Raw genomic sequence first — 16,362 nt, forward strand, 5'->3', positions numbered from 1 at the left:
ACCCTATGGAACGACTCCGTCGACAACATAATGCCCAGTGGTATCACGAAACCCAAAGCAGCGTGCGGGGCGATGCGCCGCTGGAACCCCAGGCGGCCACCCTTCGCGATCGCTTTCTGCTGGGGCTGGGCGCCTTCGCCGATGAAGCCTTAAACAATGCGCTCAGCGCTCGCGCCGGGGTGTTCAGCGCCTCGTTGGCCGGTTACCACGCGCTGTTTCCCGACCAGGTGCCGCTGTCACGATACGTGACATTGTCACCCTACGATCGCCTCAGCACCGCGTTGACCGTCGCTCAGGTGACGGGCGTGCAATCGCTTTGTAGCCACTACGCCGCCCGCCTCGCCCCGCTGCACAGCCCGGACGCCTCCCGGGAAAGCAATATCCGCCTTGCTCAGATCACCCAATATGCCCGCCAGCTTGCCAGCCAGCCCACGCTGATTTGCCGCAAGGCGCTGCAACAGCTCGCCGACGTCGGGCTGAGCCCGGCGGATATTGTCACCTTTTCGCAGGTGATCGGTTTTGTCAGCTATCAAGCGCGCGTGGTCGCCGGCGTCGCGGCGTTGGCCGGCCGCCCGGTGGTGGTGGTGCCCGGCTTTCCTAACGTCGAAGACGCCGATGGCATCGCTTTCAGCGCCGACGAACTGAATTGGTCTGCCCGCCTGCCACCGATCGACGCGGAAACCGCCGCCGCCGAACAGCTTGATGTGTTGGATCAAAGTCACCCGCAGGCGCGCGCCGAATCTTATTATTTGCTGTTAGCCCACGACGCCGCCACCCTGTGCGAGCGCAACGGGGTGTTCAACGGCATCAATGCCGAAGGATATGGGTTATCGAGTCGCCTCAAGGCGCTGGCGACGCTGGCGGTCTCGCGCATCAACGGCAGCCGTTACTGCGCGGCCACCGTCGCGCAAGAATTGCAGGATGAGGGATTGGTTCAGGCGCTGTTCGCCGGGCTGCCTCAGGGGCTGGCGTATACCGAAGATTCGGTAAAACTCGCAGTGATGCGCACCGCCGCCGAGCTGACGCGCGCACCTGAGAAGTTCACCCCGCAGAGCGTGCAGCCGCTGTTCAACAGCGGCCTCGATCAAGCGCAGGCGCTGGAGGTGATCCTCACCGTCGCGCTCTACGCCTGGGAAAACCGCCTGCGCCAAACGCTGGGCGATGCGGAATCTTTCAGCGCTATCGACTGAATACCACTACGCGGCTAATACTGGCCGCAATACATTCTTCCTTCAGATATTTTGCCGCCGCAACCACTCGCTGGCGGCATCGAAAAACTTCTGCGCCAACGGCGTGGCGCGCTCTGACATATCGACCACCACCGCCGCATGACGCGGCATGGCGGCGATGGCCACCGGACGCCGCTGCAATGCCGGCATCAGCGGCGATTGCAGTTGGCCGCGCGGGAACAACCCGCAGCCCAACCCGACGAAAATCCCCTCCAGCAGTTGGAAGATAGAGGTAGTTTCCAGCCGCGGGTGCAGCGTCAATCCAGCGTCGCGGAAATGCTGATCGAGATAGCGGCGGAAATAACGCGTCGGCTCGGCCAGACACAGCGGCAAGGCAGCCACCGCCTCCAGCGGCAACGGCGCATCCCCCACCAGCTTAGGGAAATGCTGCGGATGAAACACCAGCTCGACGCCGGTTTCCACCAGCGGCTGCGATTGGAAATGCAGTTCTTTCAAGGTCGACAGCTCGAAAAAGCCGATGCCGATATCTACGGTGTGCGCCGTCAGCGCCTCCAGCAGCTGATCGGCGCTCAGCACCGCCAACCGATAATCAAGATGGGGATAACGTTCGCTGACCGCCTTGAGCATTTCCGCCACCGAGATGCTGCACTGCGGCACCACGCCGAGGCGCAACGTGCCGTGCAAGCCGTGCTTGAGCGACTCCACCTCCAGTTTCAGCCCTTGGTAGACCGAGACGATCTCGCGCGCCCACGCCAACACCCGTTCTCCCTCGGCGGTAAAGCCGCCGAAATGGTTGCCGCGGTTAATCAGCGAAACGCCCAGTTCTTTTTCCAGATTTTTCAATCGCATGGACAGCGTCGGCTGGCTGACGAAGCTGGCTTCCGCCGCCCGGCCGAAGTGGCGCTCTCGTTCTAAATTACACAGATAAATCAGTTGTTTAATATCCATAGCACGGCTCAATGATCGGCATTCGCACCAGTATACCACCGGGCGCCGCCGCCCGCCCGGTGAGTCAGAGTTTGAGCTTCACGTAATCCGCCAGGCGCGAGAACACGCCGCCCTGCGGCATCGCCCGCAGCGCCACCAGCGGCAGGGTTTTCACCACCTGGCCATTGTCGCTGATGCGGATCTCGCCGACGATTTGTCCTTTGTTGACCGGCGCTTCCAGCCGCGCAACGTTGAGCACGTACTGCGCCTTCAGCTTGTCCGCCTCGTTTTTCGGCAGGCTGAGCGACTGGTCCTGCGCGCTGCCGACCGGCAAGCGGTGGCTTTCGCCGTACCAGATCGGCTCTTCCCCCAGGCTCTGGCCGGCGCTGAACAGGTGTACCGTGCTAAAGTCGCGCAGCCCCCAGCTCAGCAGCTTGCGCGCCTGTTCCTCGCGGCCTTTTGAACTTTTGCCGCCCATCACCACGGCGATCAGACGGCGATCTCCTTCGGTGGCGGAAGCGATGATGTTGAAGCCGGCCGAGGCGGTGTGTCCGGTTTTCAGGCCGTCGACGTGCAGGGTCTTATCCCACAGCAGGCCGTTGCGGTTCTGCTGCGTGATGCCGTTCCAGGTCAGCGATTTCTCGCTGTACATATGGTATTCCGCCGGCTCGCTCATGATGATGGCACGTGCAATCACCGCCAGATCGCCGGCGGTGGTGAACTGCCCCGGCGCATCCAGCCCGTGTACCGTTTCGAAATGGGTGTTCTGCAGGCCCAGCTGCGCGCTCTTCTCGTTCATCAGCTTGACGAAGTTGGCCTGGCTGCCCGCCACATAGTCCGCCATCGCCACGCAGGCGTCGTTGCCGGAATCGATGATGATGCCGCGGCTGAGATCGCGTACCGTGACCCTGTCACCAGGCTTCAGGAACATCAGCGAGGAGCCTTTGAACACCGGGTTGCCCTGCGCCCAGGCGTCTTTCCCCACGGTGACGACATCGTCGAGGCCAATCTTATGCTCATCGAGCGCATGATCGATCACCAAACCGGTCATCAGTTTGGTCAGGCTGGCCGGATTGCGCCGCTCGTCGGCATTGCCGGCAGCCAGCACCTGGCCGGTGGTGTAATCCATCAATACGTAAGAGGCGGCGTCTATCGCCGGTGGAGTCATGGTGGGAAAATGGGACGCCGTTTCCGCCGCCTGCGCTGCTAAAGGCAGTAAGATACCGCCGATCACCACTGATACTGAACGCTTCACGCTGTGTTCCTCAGGCCCGCAGGCTAAATAAAATGCCAATATAATCCGCGAGATAGACTGCATGAATTCACTTTCAGGCGAAACCATTACTCTTTTGCAGCGGGTGTCTTTATGCAACCATTTGTTTAGGTCAGCGTCCGCCTGCGATAGATATGCTCTATGCCGCCATTGCCCCATTCGATTAGACGCCTGCCTGCCGCGCCCCTAAACTTGTGACATAAATACGCAAGACGCATAAAAAAGCGTTTACTTTTTAGCTACAACCACCTGCGAAGTGTCACCATGAAATTCAAACCGTCAATCAAGCCTTATACCGGCCCAGCGGGCGGCTGGGGTTCGCTTGAAGCCACCACCCGCTTTGTCCTCGACAGTAAACAAACCCTAAAAAACATGCGCAACCTGATGCGCGTCAACAAGGCGCGCGGCTTCGACTGCCCCGGTTGCGCCTGGGGCGACGACAACCACAGCACCTTCAGCTTCTGTGAAAACGGCGCCAAGGCGGTCAGTTGGGAAGCGACGCGCAGCGCCGTCGAGCCCGAGTTCTTCGCCGCGCACAGCGTCAGCACCCTGCAACAGCAGAGCGACTATTTCCTCGAATATCAGGGGCGCCTCACGCATCCGATGCGCTACAACGCCGAAACCGACCACTATGAGCCTATTCATTGGCCGGACGCGCTGGCGCTGATCGCCAGGCACATCAACGCAATGGACAACCCGAACCAAATCGAGCTGTATACCTCGGGCCGCGCCAGCAACGAAGCGTCGTACCTTTATCAACTGTTCGGCCGCATGCTCGGCACCAGCAATTTCCCCGACTGCTCCAACATGTGTCACGAGGCGAGCGGCGTCGGGCTGAAGCAAAGCATCGGCGTCGGCAAAGGCACCATCCGCATCGATGACTTCGAAAAAGCCGACGCCATCTTCGTGTTCGGTCAAAACCCCGGCACCAACCACCCGCGCATGCTGCACAGCCTGAAAAACGCCGCCCGACGCGGCGCGCGCATCGTCAGTTTCAACACCCTGCGCGAGCGCGGGCTGGAAAGATTCGCCGATCCGCAGGATCCGGTGCAGATGCTGACGCCAAAATCCTCGCCGATCAGCTCCTCCTATTACCAACCGAATCTGGGCGGCGATATGGCGGCGGTGCGCGGCATGGTGAAAGCGCTGCTGGAAACCCACCGCCAGCGGCTGGCCGCCGGTGAGCCCCCCTGTTCGACCTGGCGTTTATCGAACGGCACAGCGTCGGCGTGGAGGCATACCTGGCGCAGGTGGATGCGACCGAGTGGCGGGCCATTACCGCGCAATCGGGCCTGAGCGAAGCGCAATTGCGCCAGGCGGCGGCCACTTACCAGGGCGCCGAGCGGGTGATCTGCACCTGGGCGATGGGCGTGACTCAGCATAAGCACTCTATTGCGACGGTGCGTGAAATCACCAACCTGCAGCTGCTGTTCGGGCAACTGGGCAAACCGGGCGCCGGTCTGTGCCCGGTGCGCGGCCACAGCAACGTCCAGGGCAACCGCACCATGGGGATTGACGAGAAGTCGCCCAAGGGGCTGCTCGACAGCCTGGAACGCCACTTTAACTTCACCGCCAATCGCGCGGTGGGCCACAACACGGTGGAAGCGATCGAAGCGATGTTGCGCGGCGAAGTGAAAGTGCTGATCGCGCTGGGCGGCAATCTGGCCGCCGCGGCGCCGGACACCGAGCGCACCGCCCGCGCCCTGCGCAACTGCGATTTGACGGTACACATCAGCACCAAACTTAACCGCAGCCACCTGGTGACCGGCAAAGACGCGTTGATCCTGCCGACGCTGGGCCGCACCGAATTGGACATGCAGGCCAGCGGCTCGCAGTACATCACTGTCGAAGATTCTTTCAGCATGGTTCACGCTTCGGAAGGCATCGGCAAACCGCTGGCGGATACCCAACGTTCGGAAACGGCGATCGTCTGCGGCATCGCCGACGCGGTGCTGGGCACGCAGCAGCTGGACTGGCTGGAGTTGGCCGACGACTACTCGCTGATCCGCGATCATATCGCCGCCACCATTCCCGGCTTTGAGGATTTCAACCGTCGCTGCGAGCAGCCCGGCGGATTCTACCTGGGCAATGCCGCCGCCGAACTGCGCTTCGCCACGCCGAGCGGCAAGGCGGAATTCAGCGCCGCCGCGCTGCCGGCGACCCTGTTCCCGCAACTGGGCGACGTGCAAGCGCCGTTTACCCTGCAAACGCTGCGCTCGCACGATCAGTACAACACCACCATCTATGGTCTGGATGACCGCTACCGCGGCGTTTACGGCCAGCGCGAAGTGTTGTTCATCCATCCGGAAGATCTGGCGGCGCTGGGCCTGCAGGATGGCGAACGGGTTGAGATAGAGACTCTGTGGAACGATGGCGTGGTGCGTAAAGTGGACGGATTCAAGCTGGTGAGTTACGACATTCCGCGTGGCAACCTGGCGGCCTACTACCCGGAAACCAACCCGCTGGTGCCGCTGGCCAGCTTCGGCGACGGCACCGGCACCCCGACGTCGAAGTCGATCCCGGTGGCGATTCGCCGCAGCGAACAGCACCCCTCGCTGCGCATTGCCTGAAAACGCGCGCCCGGTTTACGCCGGGCGCTTCAATATCGCCAGGATGGTCTGTAATTCGTCGGACAGCTGATGCCGTCGCCAGACGAAGTACAGATCGCTCACGCCCTCCTCGCCCATTTCCACCACCTTCAGTCCCGGAGCGGGCAAAATCTGCGGCAGCAAAGAACCCGGCACGCAAGCGACGCCGCAACCTGCCTGCACGCAGGCCGCCATCGCGGCATAAGACTCCATTTCCAGCGTCATGCGCGGTTTCAGCCCGCGCGAGGCCAGCCAGTGATCCACCTTCAGGCGGAACGAGCATTCTCGGCTGAACGTGTAAAATTCCAGCGCCGCCAGCGTGGAGGCATCGGGCTGCCCGGCATCGGCCGGCATCAGCATCACCAGCCGTTCGTCAAACGCCTTTTGGCTGGCCAGCAACGGATGTTCAATCGGGCCGTCGGTGATCGCCAGATCGAGGGCACTGTCGATCAGCATGCGCTCCAGCACCAATGAATCGCGGCTGAGCACGTTGATCTGCAGATGGGGTTGTAAACGGCGCAGCCGGGCGATGCGCGCCGGCAAATGGCTGACCAGCGAGAAATCCAGCGCCCCGAGGTTCAGCAGCCCATGCTGATGTTCTCCGGCGAACAGCTGCTTACTGCGCTCCGCCTGCGCCACGATGTCGCGCGCCTGTTGGTAGAACAGCCGGCCTTTGGGATTGACGTACAGCCGGTTTTTATCGCGGAAAAACAGCTCGCCGCCCAACGTCTCTTCCAGCTCGCGCAGCCGCAACGTGACGTTGGAAGGCACGCAATGCAGCTCACGGGCGGCGGCGGCGATGGTTTTGTGTTCCACCACGGTGCAGAAAAACTTCAGCTGGCTCAGCTTCATCTATCATTCACTTTTAGTTAGTGTTTTAGTTAAAAACAATCACTTTAGATTAGCATCGATTTCACCTACAGTCTGTCGACACCCTGAGGAGGATCACTGATGCCACTGAATGATTTACTGACGCTGCCCGGCGTGGCGGCCCAACCGGACGCGGTAACCGACGGTTACGTGTTCAACCACACCATGATCCGCGTGAAAGACCTGACCAAAGCGCTGGATTTCTACACTCGCGTACTGGGTTTTACCCCGGTCTATCTGGAAGAATTCAAAGAGGCCGCCTTCACCATCTGCTACCTGACGCGCAGCCCGCGAGAGCAGATCCCGCAGGATGACGACGAACGCAAACGCTGGGCGCTGAGCCAACCGGGCATTCTCGAGCTGACCCATAACCACGGCACCGAAAATCAGGCGAATTTCCATTACCACAACGGCAACGGCGAGCCGCGCGGCTTTGGCCACCTGTGCGTCACGGTGCCGGACGTGCGCGCCGCCTGCGAGCGTTTTGAGCGCCTGGGCGTCACCTTCCAGAAACGCCTGCATGAAGGCCGCATGAACTACGTCGCGTTCATTCGCGATCCGGACGATTACTGGATTGAAATCCTGCAGCCGACGCCGCTGCAGGACTGATTGCCCCCCTCCTTCACCCCGGCCTGCGCGCCGGGGTTTTTCATCGTTCGCCCTTCGATTGACCAATCTTGCGCAAAATCGCGCGGCAACGCGGGGTTCCGTGACGTTAGGCTTGCTCGCAGCGGGTGATTCGCGTAAAACTGTCAGCCGCAAATCTTGCCACTCACAACCCATTCACTGGACGATATGTTTCAAGATAACCCGCTGCTGGCGCAGCTAAAACAGCAACTTCACTCTCAGACCCCACGCGTTGAAGGCGTAGTGAAAGGGACTGAGAAAGGCTTTGGCTTTCTTGAAGTAGACGGTCAAAAAAGCTACTTCATTCCGCCGCCGTACATGAAGAAAGTCATGCACGGGGATCGCATTATCGCCACCCTGCACACCGAGAAAGAGCGCGAAATCGCCGAGCCGGAAACCCTGGTCGAGCCGTTCCTGTCGCGCTTTGTCGGCCGCGTGCAAAAGCGCGACGATCGTCTGTCCGTCGTGCCCGATCATCCGTTGCTGAAAGACGCGATTCCGTGCCGCCCGGTGCGTGAACTGACCCACAACTTCCAGGCCGGCGACTGGGCGGTGGCGGAAATGCGCCGCCATCCGCTGAAAGGTGATCGCGGCTTCAACGCCGACCTGACCCAGTTTATCACCGACGGTGAAGACCATTTCGCCCCGTGGTGGGTGACGCTGGCGCGTCACAACCTGGAAAAAGAGGCGCCGGAGATGCAGGCCCTCAGCGAGCCGGACGCTGCGCTGGTGCGTGAAGATCTGACCGCGCTCGAATTCGTCACCATCGACAGCGCCAGCACCGAAGACATGGACGATGCGCTGTACGTGACCGACAACGGTGACGGTTCGCTGCAGTTGACCATCGCCATCGCCGATCCTACTGCCTACGTAGAACAAGGCAGCAAGCTGGACGATATCGCCCGCGTGCGCGCCTTCACCAACTATCTGCCGGGCTTCAACATCCCGATGCTGCCGCGCGATCTGTCGGACAACCTGTGCTCGCTGCGCCCTAACGAGCGCCGTCAGGTGCTGGCTTGCCGCGTGACCATCGCCGCCGACGGCGCGCTGGGCGAAGATATTCAGTTCTTCGCCGCCGAGATCGAATCCAAAGCCAAACTGGTGTACGACGAAGTCTCCGACTGGCTGGACGGCATTGCCGGCTGGCAACCGCCGAGCGACGCCATCGCGCAACAGATCACCCTGCTGAAACGCGTTTGCGACGCGCGCAACGCCTGGCGCCACCAGCATGCGCTGGTATTCAAAGATCGCCCGGACTACCGCTTCGTGCTGGGTGAAAAAGGCGACGTGCTGGAGATCGTTACCGAGCAGCGCCGCAGCGCCAACCGCATCGTTGAAGAGTGCATGATCGCCGCCAACGTCTGCGCCGCCATCGTGCTGCGTGATCGCCTGGGCTTCGGCGTGTACAACGTGCACACCGGTTTCGATCCTGCGCTGGTTGAGCAAGCGGTCACCGTACTGCAGGCCAACGGCGTCGAAGCCGAAGCCGAGAAGCTGCTGACCCTCGACGGTTTCTGCGAACTGCGCCGCCACCTGGATGCGCAGCCGACCCAGTTCCTCGACAGCCGCATCCGCCGCTTCCAGACCTTCGCCGAGATCAGCACTACGCCGGGGCCACACTTCGGTCTGGGGCTGGAGGCTTACGCCACCTGGACATCGCCGATCCGTAAATACGGCGATATGGTCAACCATCGCCTGCTGAAGGCGATCATCAACCAGCAGCCGGCGGAAAAACCGCAGGATGACGTGACGGTGCAGCTGGCGGAACGCCGCCGTCTGAATCGCATGGCGGAACGCGACGTCGGCGACTGGCTGTACGCCCGTTTCCTGCAGGACAAGGCCGGTACCGATACCCGCTTCAACGCCGAGATCATCGACGTGACACGCGGCGGCCTGCGCGTGCGCCTGCTGGACAACGGCGCGGTTGCCTTCATCCCGGCGCCGTTCATTCACGCGGTGCGTGACGAGATGCAGTGCAGCCAGGAAACCGGCACCGTGCAGATCAAAGGCGAAGTGGTTTATCGCCAAAGCGATACCTTGCAGGTCACCATCGCCGAAGTGCGCATGGAAACCCGCAGCGTGATCGCCCGGCCGGCGGCCTGAAACGGTAGCGACGCCAAACGCCGACGGTGAAAACCGCCGGCGTTTTTTTCGTCCGCGCTCGCTAACGCAATGGATCACCGCCGGTTTCACGCAGCAATGGCAGCACCGCCAACGAAGCCAGCGTCGCCAGCATCAGGTAGACGGCGGGCGCCAGCAGCGAGCCGCTCAACGCGATCGACTGCGAGGCGATATATTGGGCGAAGCCGCCGAAAATCGCCACGCCGAGGCTGTAGACCAACGCAAACCCCAATGCGCGAATGCGCTGCGGAAACAGCTCCGAAATCATCAGCATGGTCGGCACCGAGCCGAGCGTGGTCAATCCGACCAATATCGCGACAATCAGCAGCAGCACCGCCGGATGCGGCGCGGCGCTCAGCCACCAAAACGCCGGCAAGGCCACGATCAAGATAGCGATGCGCGAGCCTCGTATCAGTGGCAAGCGGCCATAGCGATCGCACCAGTGCCCAACCAACAGGCTGCCGCCGAAGGTCACCAGCCCCGCCAGCAGCATCGCGGCATAGCCGTAGGCCTGCGGCATGCCTAAGTATTTCACCGCGTAAGTGCCGAGATAATACATCGAGATGTAAGTGGCGACGGTGGCGCCAATGGTCAGCATCACGCCGAGCACCACCGCCCGCGAGTGCCGTCGCAGCTGCGCCGGCGGTTCATGGGCCCGCGACACCGGCAGCCGGTCGCTTTCCAATCCGAGACGCAGCCAGCAACCGAGCGGCGCCAGCGCCACACCGATAAAGAACGGAATGCGCCATCCCCACTCGGCCATGGCATTCGGCTCGCCGGAGATCGCCGGCAACGCCGTGCTGAGCGCCAGCGCGGTGACGCCGCCGACCACGGTGGCGATGCCCTGTGTCGCCAGCGACCAGCTGGAATAGAAGCCTCGCCGGTTAGCTGGCGCCGACTCCACCAGCAACGACATCGATGCGCCCACCTCGCCGCCCGCCGCCACGCCCTGGATCAAACGCGCCGCCACCAGCGTGACGGTTCCCCAATAACCGGCGCTGGCGTAGGTCGGCGCAAAGCCGATCATCGCCGTGCCGAGGCTCATCAGTGAAATCGTCAGGATCATCGCCGGCTTGCGGCCATGGCGATCGGCATAGGCGCCGATCAGAATGCCGCCCAGCGGCCGCATGAAAAAACTGACGCCAAACGTGGCGAACGCCAACAGCAACGCCAAATTGGGATCGCTCGAGGGGGGAAAAAACAATACGCTGATATAAATAACGAAGAAGTTATAGATACCGAAATCGAAAAACTCCAGCGCATTGCCGAAGGAGGCGGCAAATATCACTTTCTTGCCGCCTACCCTCGCGGGCGCGTTTATTGTTGGTTGCGTCGCCGCCGTATTTTCACTCATCATTATCTTCCCTGTTATTATTCTTCGAATTTATTTTAAATACGCTTCCGCCAACGCTCCCCAATACTGGCTGCCGGCCGCCAGACACCCATCGTTAAAGTCATATCCCGGGTTATGCACCATGCAGCTCCCTTCGCCGTCACCGTTACCGATGATCAGGTAGCAGCCTTGCGGATGCGCATCGAGCATAAAGGCGAAGTCTTCGCTGCCCATCAGCGGCCTGGCGCCGTAGTGCGCGCGGGCGGCGCCGAACTGCTGCTGCGCCACGCGGTGGGCGAAACGGGTCATCGCTTCGTCGTTGACCAACACCGGCGTGCCGTTAACGTGCTCCACCGTCGCGTGGGCACCGAAGCTTGCCGCCTGCGCTTCGATCAGCGCCGGAATGCGCGCCAGCAGCGTAGCGCGCGCCTGGCGATCCAGCGAGCGTACGCTGAGCTTCATCTCCGCGCTGTCCGGGATCACGTTGGCCGCCTCGCCGGCCTTGATGCTGCCAACGGTGATCACCGCTGCTTCCAGCGGATCGATATTGCGCGAGACGATGCTCTGCAGCGCGACGGTGATATGCGAGGCCACCAACACCGGATCGACCGCCAGCTGCGGGATGGCGCCGTGGCCGCCGCGCCCCTGCACCCGCACGTTGAACTGATCCATCGAGGCCATGAACGGGCCGTGCTGGAAGAAGAACTCGCCGAGCGGCATCCCCGGCATGTTGTGCATGGCGAAGATGGCGTCGCAGGGGAAGCGCTCGAACAGCCCCTGTTCGACCATGCGCGCGCCGCCGTTCAGCATCTCTTCCGCCGGTTGGAAAATCAGGTGCAGCGTGCCGTTGAAATTGCGCGTTTGCGCCAGGTAACGCGCGGCGCCGAGCAGCATGGTGGTATGGCCATCATGGCCGCAGGCGTGCATGCGGTTGGCCACGCTGCTGCTCCAGGGTTTGCCGTTGTTTTCCTCGATCGGCAAGGCGTCCATATCGGCGCGCAGTCCGAGGCGTTTAACGCCGTCGCCCACCCGCAGCGTCCCCACCACGCCGGTGCCCGCCAATCCGCGGTGTACCTCATAGCCCCACGAGCTTAGATAATCCGCCACCAGATCGCTGGTGCGAAATTCTTCAAAACCCAACTCGGGATGCTGGTGAATATCATGCCGGATGGCCGTAAGCTGCGGTAAATACCCTTCAATGACTTTATTTATCATAATTAAATTCCTTTCGTAGCTTTATTATTTATTTAATGAATGAATAAAAGTGCGAATTGAAATAAAGGTATAACACGGCATGAGTAATTTTATTTCGGCGCGCCTCGCCAGATAAAATAATAGGCCGCCAGACGCCGTGCTCTGATAAAAAACGGCGATGATTCGCTGTATGCGAAGTGAAAGTGCAGAATGAACTTCTGCCGGGAAGCGCATGGGCCGCAGCCTGCGCCAGCGGTGTTTCATCACATTGTTTTTACACTAAAACCCCACCTGCTTCACATTTCTCATCCGACCTGCCACGGTTCGGCGGCAAAACTTCTACTGTTAAAACGTCATTCCTAATAACAACGTCGATTTTACCTCTGCACGCCAAGGAGTTATTTCATGAGAAACATCAGGTCCGGATTTATCTGGCTGCTGGTGGCGTTGGTCGGCGCCTTCGCCTTCGCCATGCTGGCGCTCAGCCGCGGCGAGCACGTCAACGCCGTCTGGCTGGTGGTCGCCGCCGTCGCCTGCTACAGCATCGCCTACCGCTTCTACAGCCGGTTCATCGCCGACAAGGTCTTTGAACTGGATGACCGCCGTCTGACCCCGGCCGAACGCCACAACGACGGCCTGGACTACGTGCCCACCAACAAATGGGTGCTGTTCGGCCACCACTTCGCCGCCATCGCCGGCGCCGGGCCGCTGGTGGGGCCGATCCTGGCCGCGCAGATGGGCTTCCTGCCGGGAACCATCTGGATCCTGGTCGGCGTTATGTTGGCCGGCGCGGTGCAGGATTTTCTGGTGCTGTTCATCTCCACGCGCCGCGACGGGCGTTCACTGGGGGAAATGGCCAAGCAAGAGCTGGGGGCGTTCGCCGGGGTGATCACCATGCTCGGCGCGCTGGGGGTGATGATCATCATCCTGTCGGCGCTGGCGTTGGTGGTAGTGAAAGCGTTGGCCGACAGCCCGTGGGGGCTGTTCACCATCGCCGCCACCATCCCGATCGCCCTGTTCATGGGCATCTACATGCGCTTTATCCGGCCGGGCAAGATCGCTGAAATTTCGGTGATTGGCTTCGTGCTGATGCTGCTGGCGATCGTTTACGGCGGCAACGTGGCGCAAGATCCCTATTGGGGACCGTTCTTCACGCTGCACGGCACCACCCTGACCTGGGTGCTGGTGATCTACGGCTTCGTCGCCTCGGTGCTGCCGGTGTGGCTGCTGCTGGCGCCGCGCGATTACCTTTCCACCTTTATGAAAATCGGCGTCATCATCGGCCTGGCCATCGGCATCGTCTTCGCCATGCCGGAGATGAAAATGCCGGCGGTCTCGCGCTTTATCGACGGCAGCGGCCCGGTATTCGCCGGCGCCCTGTTCCCGTTCCTGTTCATCACCATCGCCTGCGGCGCCATTTCCGGCTTCCACGCGCTGGTCTCCAGCGGCACCACGCCGAAGCTGGTGGAGCGCGAAAGCCACATCCGCTTTATCGGCTACGGCGCCATGCTGATGGAGTCTTTCGTCGCCATCATGGCGCTGATCTGCGCCTCGGTGCTGGATCCGGGCGTCTACTTCGCCATGAACTCACCGGCGGCGCTGATCGGCACCACGGTGGAAAATGCTTCGCAGGTCATTAACAGCTGGGGCTTTATCGTCACGCCGGAGACGCTGGCGCTGATCGCCAAAGAGGTGGGCGAGAACGCCATCCTGTCGCGCGCCGGCGGCGCCCCGACCTTCGCCGTGGGCATGGCGCACATCATCAGTGAGGTGTTCAACAGCCGGGCGATGATGGCGTTTTGGTACCACTTCGCCATTCTGTTCGAAGCGCTGTTCATCCTGACCGCCGTCGACGCCGGCACCCGCGCCTGCCGCTTTATGGTGCAGGATCTGGTGGGCGTGGCGGTGCCGCAGCTGGCCAATAACCGCTCCTGGTTCGGCAACCTGGCGGGCACCACGGTGGCGGTGGCCGGTTGGGGTTTCTTCGTGTATCAGGGCGTGGTCGATCCGCTCGGCGGCATCAATACCCTGTGGCCGCTGTTCGGTATCGGCAACCAGATGCTGGCGTCGATGGCGCTGATCCTCGGCACCGTGGTGCTGTTCAAGATGAAAAAGCAGCGCTACGCCTGGGTGACTATTCTGCCGACCGCCTGGCTGTTCGTGACCTCCATGACCGCCGGCTGGCAGAAGATCTTCCACGAAAAACCGAGCATCGGCTTCCTGGCGCAGGCGAAGAAGTTCTCCACCGGCATCGAGCAAGGCACGATCATTGCGCCGGCCAAATCGTTGAAAGACATGGAAACCATCGTGTTCAGCAACCAGATCAACGCCGCGCTGTGCGGGTTCTTTATGCTGGTGGCGGTGACCATGCTGATCGCCGCCTTCTTCGCGATCCGCCGGGCGCTGCGCGCCGAACAGCCGACGGCGCACGAGGTCGGCGCCGCGCTGAGGGAAGAGGCTGGCCGCAGCTAAACGAACCGAGCATCAAGCAAGGGCGCCGCGGCGCCCTTTTTACTGGCTTTAGCCTAACAGCGTGGAGCCGAACGCCCCTTGCCAATCCTGTTCGAATTTCTCGACTGCGGCCTGCACTGCCGGCGCATTCAGGAACTGCTCCGCGACGTCCACCGGCAGCGTGATGGCCTGGCAGCCCGCCAACAGGCACTCCAGCGCCTGGCGCGGCGTTTTGAAACTGGCGGCCAGCACCTGCGCCGACGGCGCATGCAGGCTCAACAGCTGCTGCAGCTCGTGCACCATTTCGATGCCGTCGCCGCCCTGCGCGTCCACCCGGTTGACGTAAGGCGCCACATATTCCGCCCCGGCCAAGGCCGCCAACAGCCCCTGTGCAGCGCCGTACACCGCGGTGCCCAACGTCGGAATGGACATCGTTTTAAGCTTCTTGATCGCCGCCAGCCCTTCGGCGGTCGCCGGGATTTTCACCACCAGTCCCGGTACGCGTTGGCTGAGCAGCGCCGCCTCCGCCACCATACGTTCCGCATCGGTCGCCATCACCTGTGCGAACAGCTTGCCGGTGCCGCCGAGGGCGTCGCGCAGCGCGGGCAGCACTTCCCAGATCGGCTTGCCTTCCTTCGCCACGATGCTCGGGTTGGTGGTGACGCCGTGCAGCGGCAGAATGCGCGCCAGGCGTTTTACCGCGGTCACATCGGCGGTATCGAGATAAAGCTCCATCACGGACTCCTGTGTCATGTTCTGTAGGCGGATTCAAACTCTGATCATCATAGGGCAAAAACCGCGCTAACTTTTGATCAAAATCAATTCAACTTTCATTCGAAACATCTTTAATGGCGGAAGATACAGCAACGCCAAACGGGTGACTCATGATCTTCAATCTGCAGCGCTACTCGACCCATGACGGCCCGGGCATCCGCAGCGTGGTCTTTTTAAAAGGCTGCCCGCTGAGCTGCCGGTGGTGTCAGAACCCGGAAAGCCGCTCGCGCCACGCAGACCTGCTGTTTGACGAACGCCTGTGCCTGAGCGGCTGCACGCTGTGCGCCGAGCGTTGTCCGCAAGGGCTGCAACGCACCGACGGGCCGCTGACGCTGCAACGCGAGCTGATTAGCGCAGACGATTATGCCGCCCTGGCCGCCGCCTGCCCGACCGGCGCGCTCAGCCTGTGCGGCAGCCCGATCAACCCCGACGATATCATGGCCGAGGTGATGCGGGATAAGCCTTTCTACCTGCGCAGCGGCGGCGGTTTAACGCTGTCCGGCGGTGAACCCTTTATGCAGCCGGACATCGCGGCGGACCTGCTGCGGCGCGGCCGCGAGGCCGGCATCCACACCGCCGTCGAATCCTGCCTGCACGTCCCATGGCGTTATATCTCCCCTTCGCTGCCGTGGCTGGATCTGCTGCTGGCCGATCTCAAACACACCGACGAAGCGCGCTTCAGAGCCTGGACCGGCGGTTCCGCCCGCCGGGTGATGAGCAATTTTCGTCGGCTGGCGGCGCACGGCGTACCAATGACCGTCCGTGTGCCGCTGATCCCCGATTTCAACGCAGATCGCCGCTCTGTCCGTACCATCGTCGACTTCGCCGCCGACGAGATCGGCGTGTCGGAGATCCACTTTCTGCCGTACCACACGCTCGGCATCAACAAGTACCACCTGCTCGGCGAACCCTACCGTGCCGCCCGCACGCCACTGGACGCACCCGACCTGCTGGCCTTCGCCGAAGAGTATGCCGGCGCCAAGGGCCTGACCGCCATTTTGCGAGGATAACACC

General features: G+C 61.8%; 11 protein-coding genes and 1 pseudogene. 6 read left to right on the top strand and 6 right to left on the bottom strand.

The window, feature by feature from the left end; translation table 11 throughout:
• Positions 1-5 precede the first annotated feature (5 nt).
• Complete coding sequence (locus ACMGG9_RS12315; RefSeq protein WP_414162247.1) at positions 6-1,190, top strand: CMD domain-containing protein; 1,185 nt, start codon at positions 6-8, stop codon at positions 1,188-1,190.
• Positions 1,191-1,232: 42 nt separating this feature from the next.
• Here the strand turns inward: ACMGG9_RS12315 and ACMGG9_RS12320 are convergent, their stop codons facing one another.
• Entirely contained in the window at positions 1,233-2,138 is a 906-nt protein-coding gene (locus tag ACMGG9_RS12320; RefSeq protein ID WP_033650272.1) for a LysR family transcriptional regulator, read from the bottom strand.
• 64 nt (positions 2,139-2,202) lie between these two features.
• Positions 2,203-3,372 carry a serine-type D-Ala-D-Ala carboxypeptidase DacD gene (gene dacD / locus ACMGG9_RS12325; RefSeq protein WP_414162248.1) on the bottom strand — a complete coding sequence of 390 codons (1,170 nt, stop codon included), beginning with the start codon at positions 3,370-3,372 and terminating at the stop codon, positions 2,203-2,205.
• 282 nt (positions 3,373-3,654) lie between these two features.
• Here dacD and ACMGG9_RS12330 point away from each other — a divergent pair.
• Positions 3,655-5,960: pseudogene (locus ACMGG9_RS12330) on the top strand (FdhF/YdeP family oxidoreductase).
• 15 nt (positions 5,961-5,975) lie between these two features.
• Here the strand turns inward: ACMGG9_RS12330 and ACMGG9_RS12335 are convergent.
• Entirely contained in the window at positions 5,976-6,830 is an 855-nt protein-coding gene (locus ACMGG9_RS12335) for a LysR family transcriptional regulator (protein ID WP_213587741.1), read from the bottom strand.
• A 99-nt stretch (positions 6,831-6,929) separates the two neighbouring features.
• On the opposite strand from ACMGG9_RS12335, the gene gloA reads away from it, so the two are divergent.
• Positions 6,930-7,457, top strand: a complete 528-nt coding sequence (gene gloA, locus ACMGG9_RS12340; RefSeq protein ID WP_414162249.1) for a lactoylglutathione lyase — start codon at positions 6,930-6,932, stop codon at positions 7,455-7,457.
• A gap of 186 nt (positions 7,458-7,643) precedes the next feature.
• Positions 7,644-9,578, top strand: coding sequence for an exoribonuclease II (locus ACMGG9_RS12345; protein ID WP_197782101.1), 1,935 nt, complete (start codon positions 7,644-7,646; stop codon positions 9,576-9,578).
• A 61-nt stretch (positions 9,579-9,639) separates the two neighbouring features.
• On the opposite strand, the gene ACMGG9_RS12350 is transcribed toward ACMGG9_RS12345, so the two are convergent.
• Both ACMGG9_RS12350 and ACMGG9_RS12355 read right to left on the bottom strand, forming a co-directional pair.
• The gene (locus ACMGG9_RS12350; RefSeq protein WP_240289826.1) at positions 9,640-10,950 is read right to left on the bottom strand and encodes an MFS transporter; all 1,311 of its coding nucleotides are present in this window, start codon (positions 10,948-10,950) and stop codon (positions 9,640-9,642) included.
• A gap of 30 nt (positions 10,951-10,980) precedes the next feature.
• A complete protein-coding gene (locus ACMGG9_RS12355; RefSeq protein ID WP_033643248.1) occupies positions 10,981-12,144 on the bottom strand; it encodes a M20 aminoacylase family protein in 1,164 nt (387 codons plus the stop codon).
• A gap of 384 nt (positions 12,145-12,528) precedes the next feature.
• Between ACMGG9_RS12355 and ACMGG9_RS12360 the strand changes: the two genes are divergently transcribed.
• Positions 12,529-14,595: a carbon starvation CstA family protein gene (locus tag ACMGG9_RS12360; protein ID WP_033643249.1), complete on the top strand. Its 2,067-nt coding sequence runs from the start codon at positions 12,529-12,531 to the stop codon at positions 14,593-14,595.
• Positions 14,596-14,643: 48 nt separating this feature from the next.
• Here the strand turns inward: ACMGG9_RS12360 and fsa are convergent, their stop codons facing one another.
• Positions 14,644-15,309, bottom strand: coding sequence for a fructose-6-phosphate aldolase (fsa, locus tag ACMGG9_RS12365; protein WP_033643250.1), 666 nt, complete (start codon positions 15,307-15,309; stop codon positions 14,644-14,646).
• A gap of 149 nt (positions 15,310-15,458) precedes the next feature.
• On the opposite strand from fsa, the gene ACMGG9_RS12370 reads away from it, so the two are divergent.
• Positions 15,459-16,358, top strand: coding sequence for a glycyl-radical enzyme activating protein (locus tag ACMGG9_RS12370; RefSeq protein ID WP_213587737.1), 900 nt, complete (start codon positions 15,459-15,461; stop codon positions 16,356-16,358).
• Positions 16,359-16,362 lie beyond the last annotated feature (4 nt).

The sequence above is a fragment of the Serratia sp. BNK-10 genome (assembly GCF_047456065.1).
Lineage (GTDB): Bacteria > Pseudomonadota > Gammaproteobacteria > Enterobacterales > Enterobacteriaceae > Serratia > Serratia ureilytica.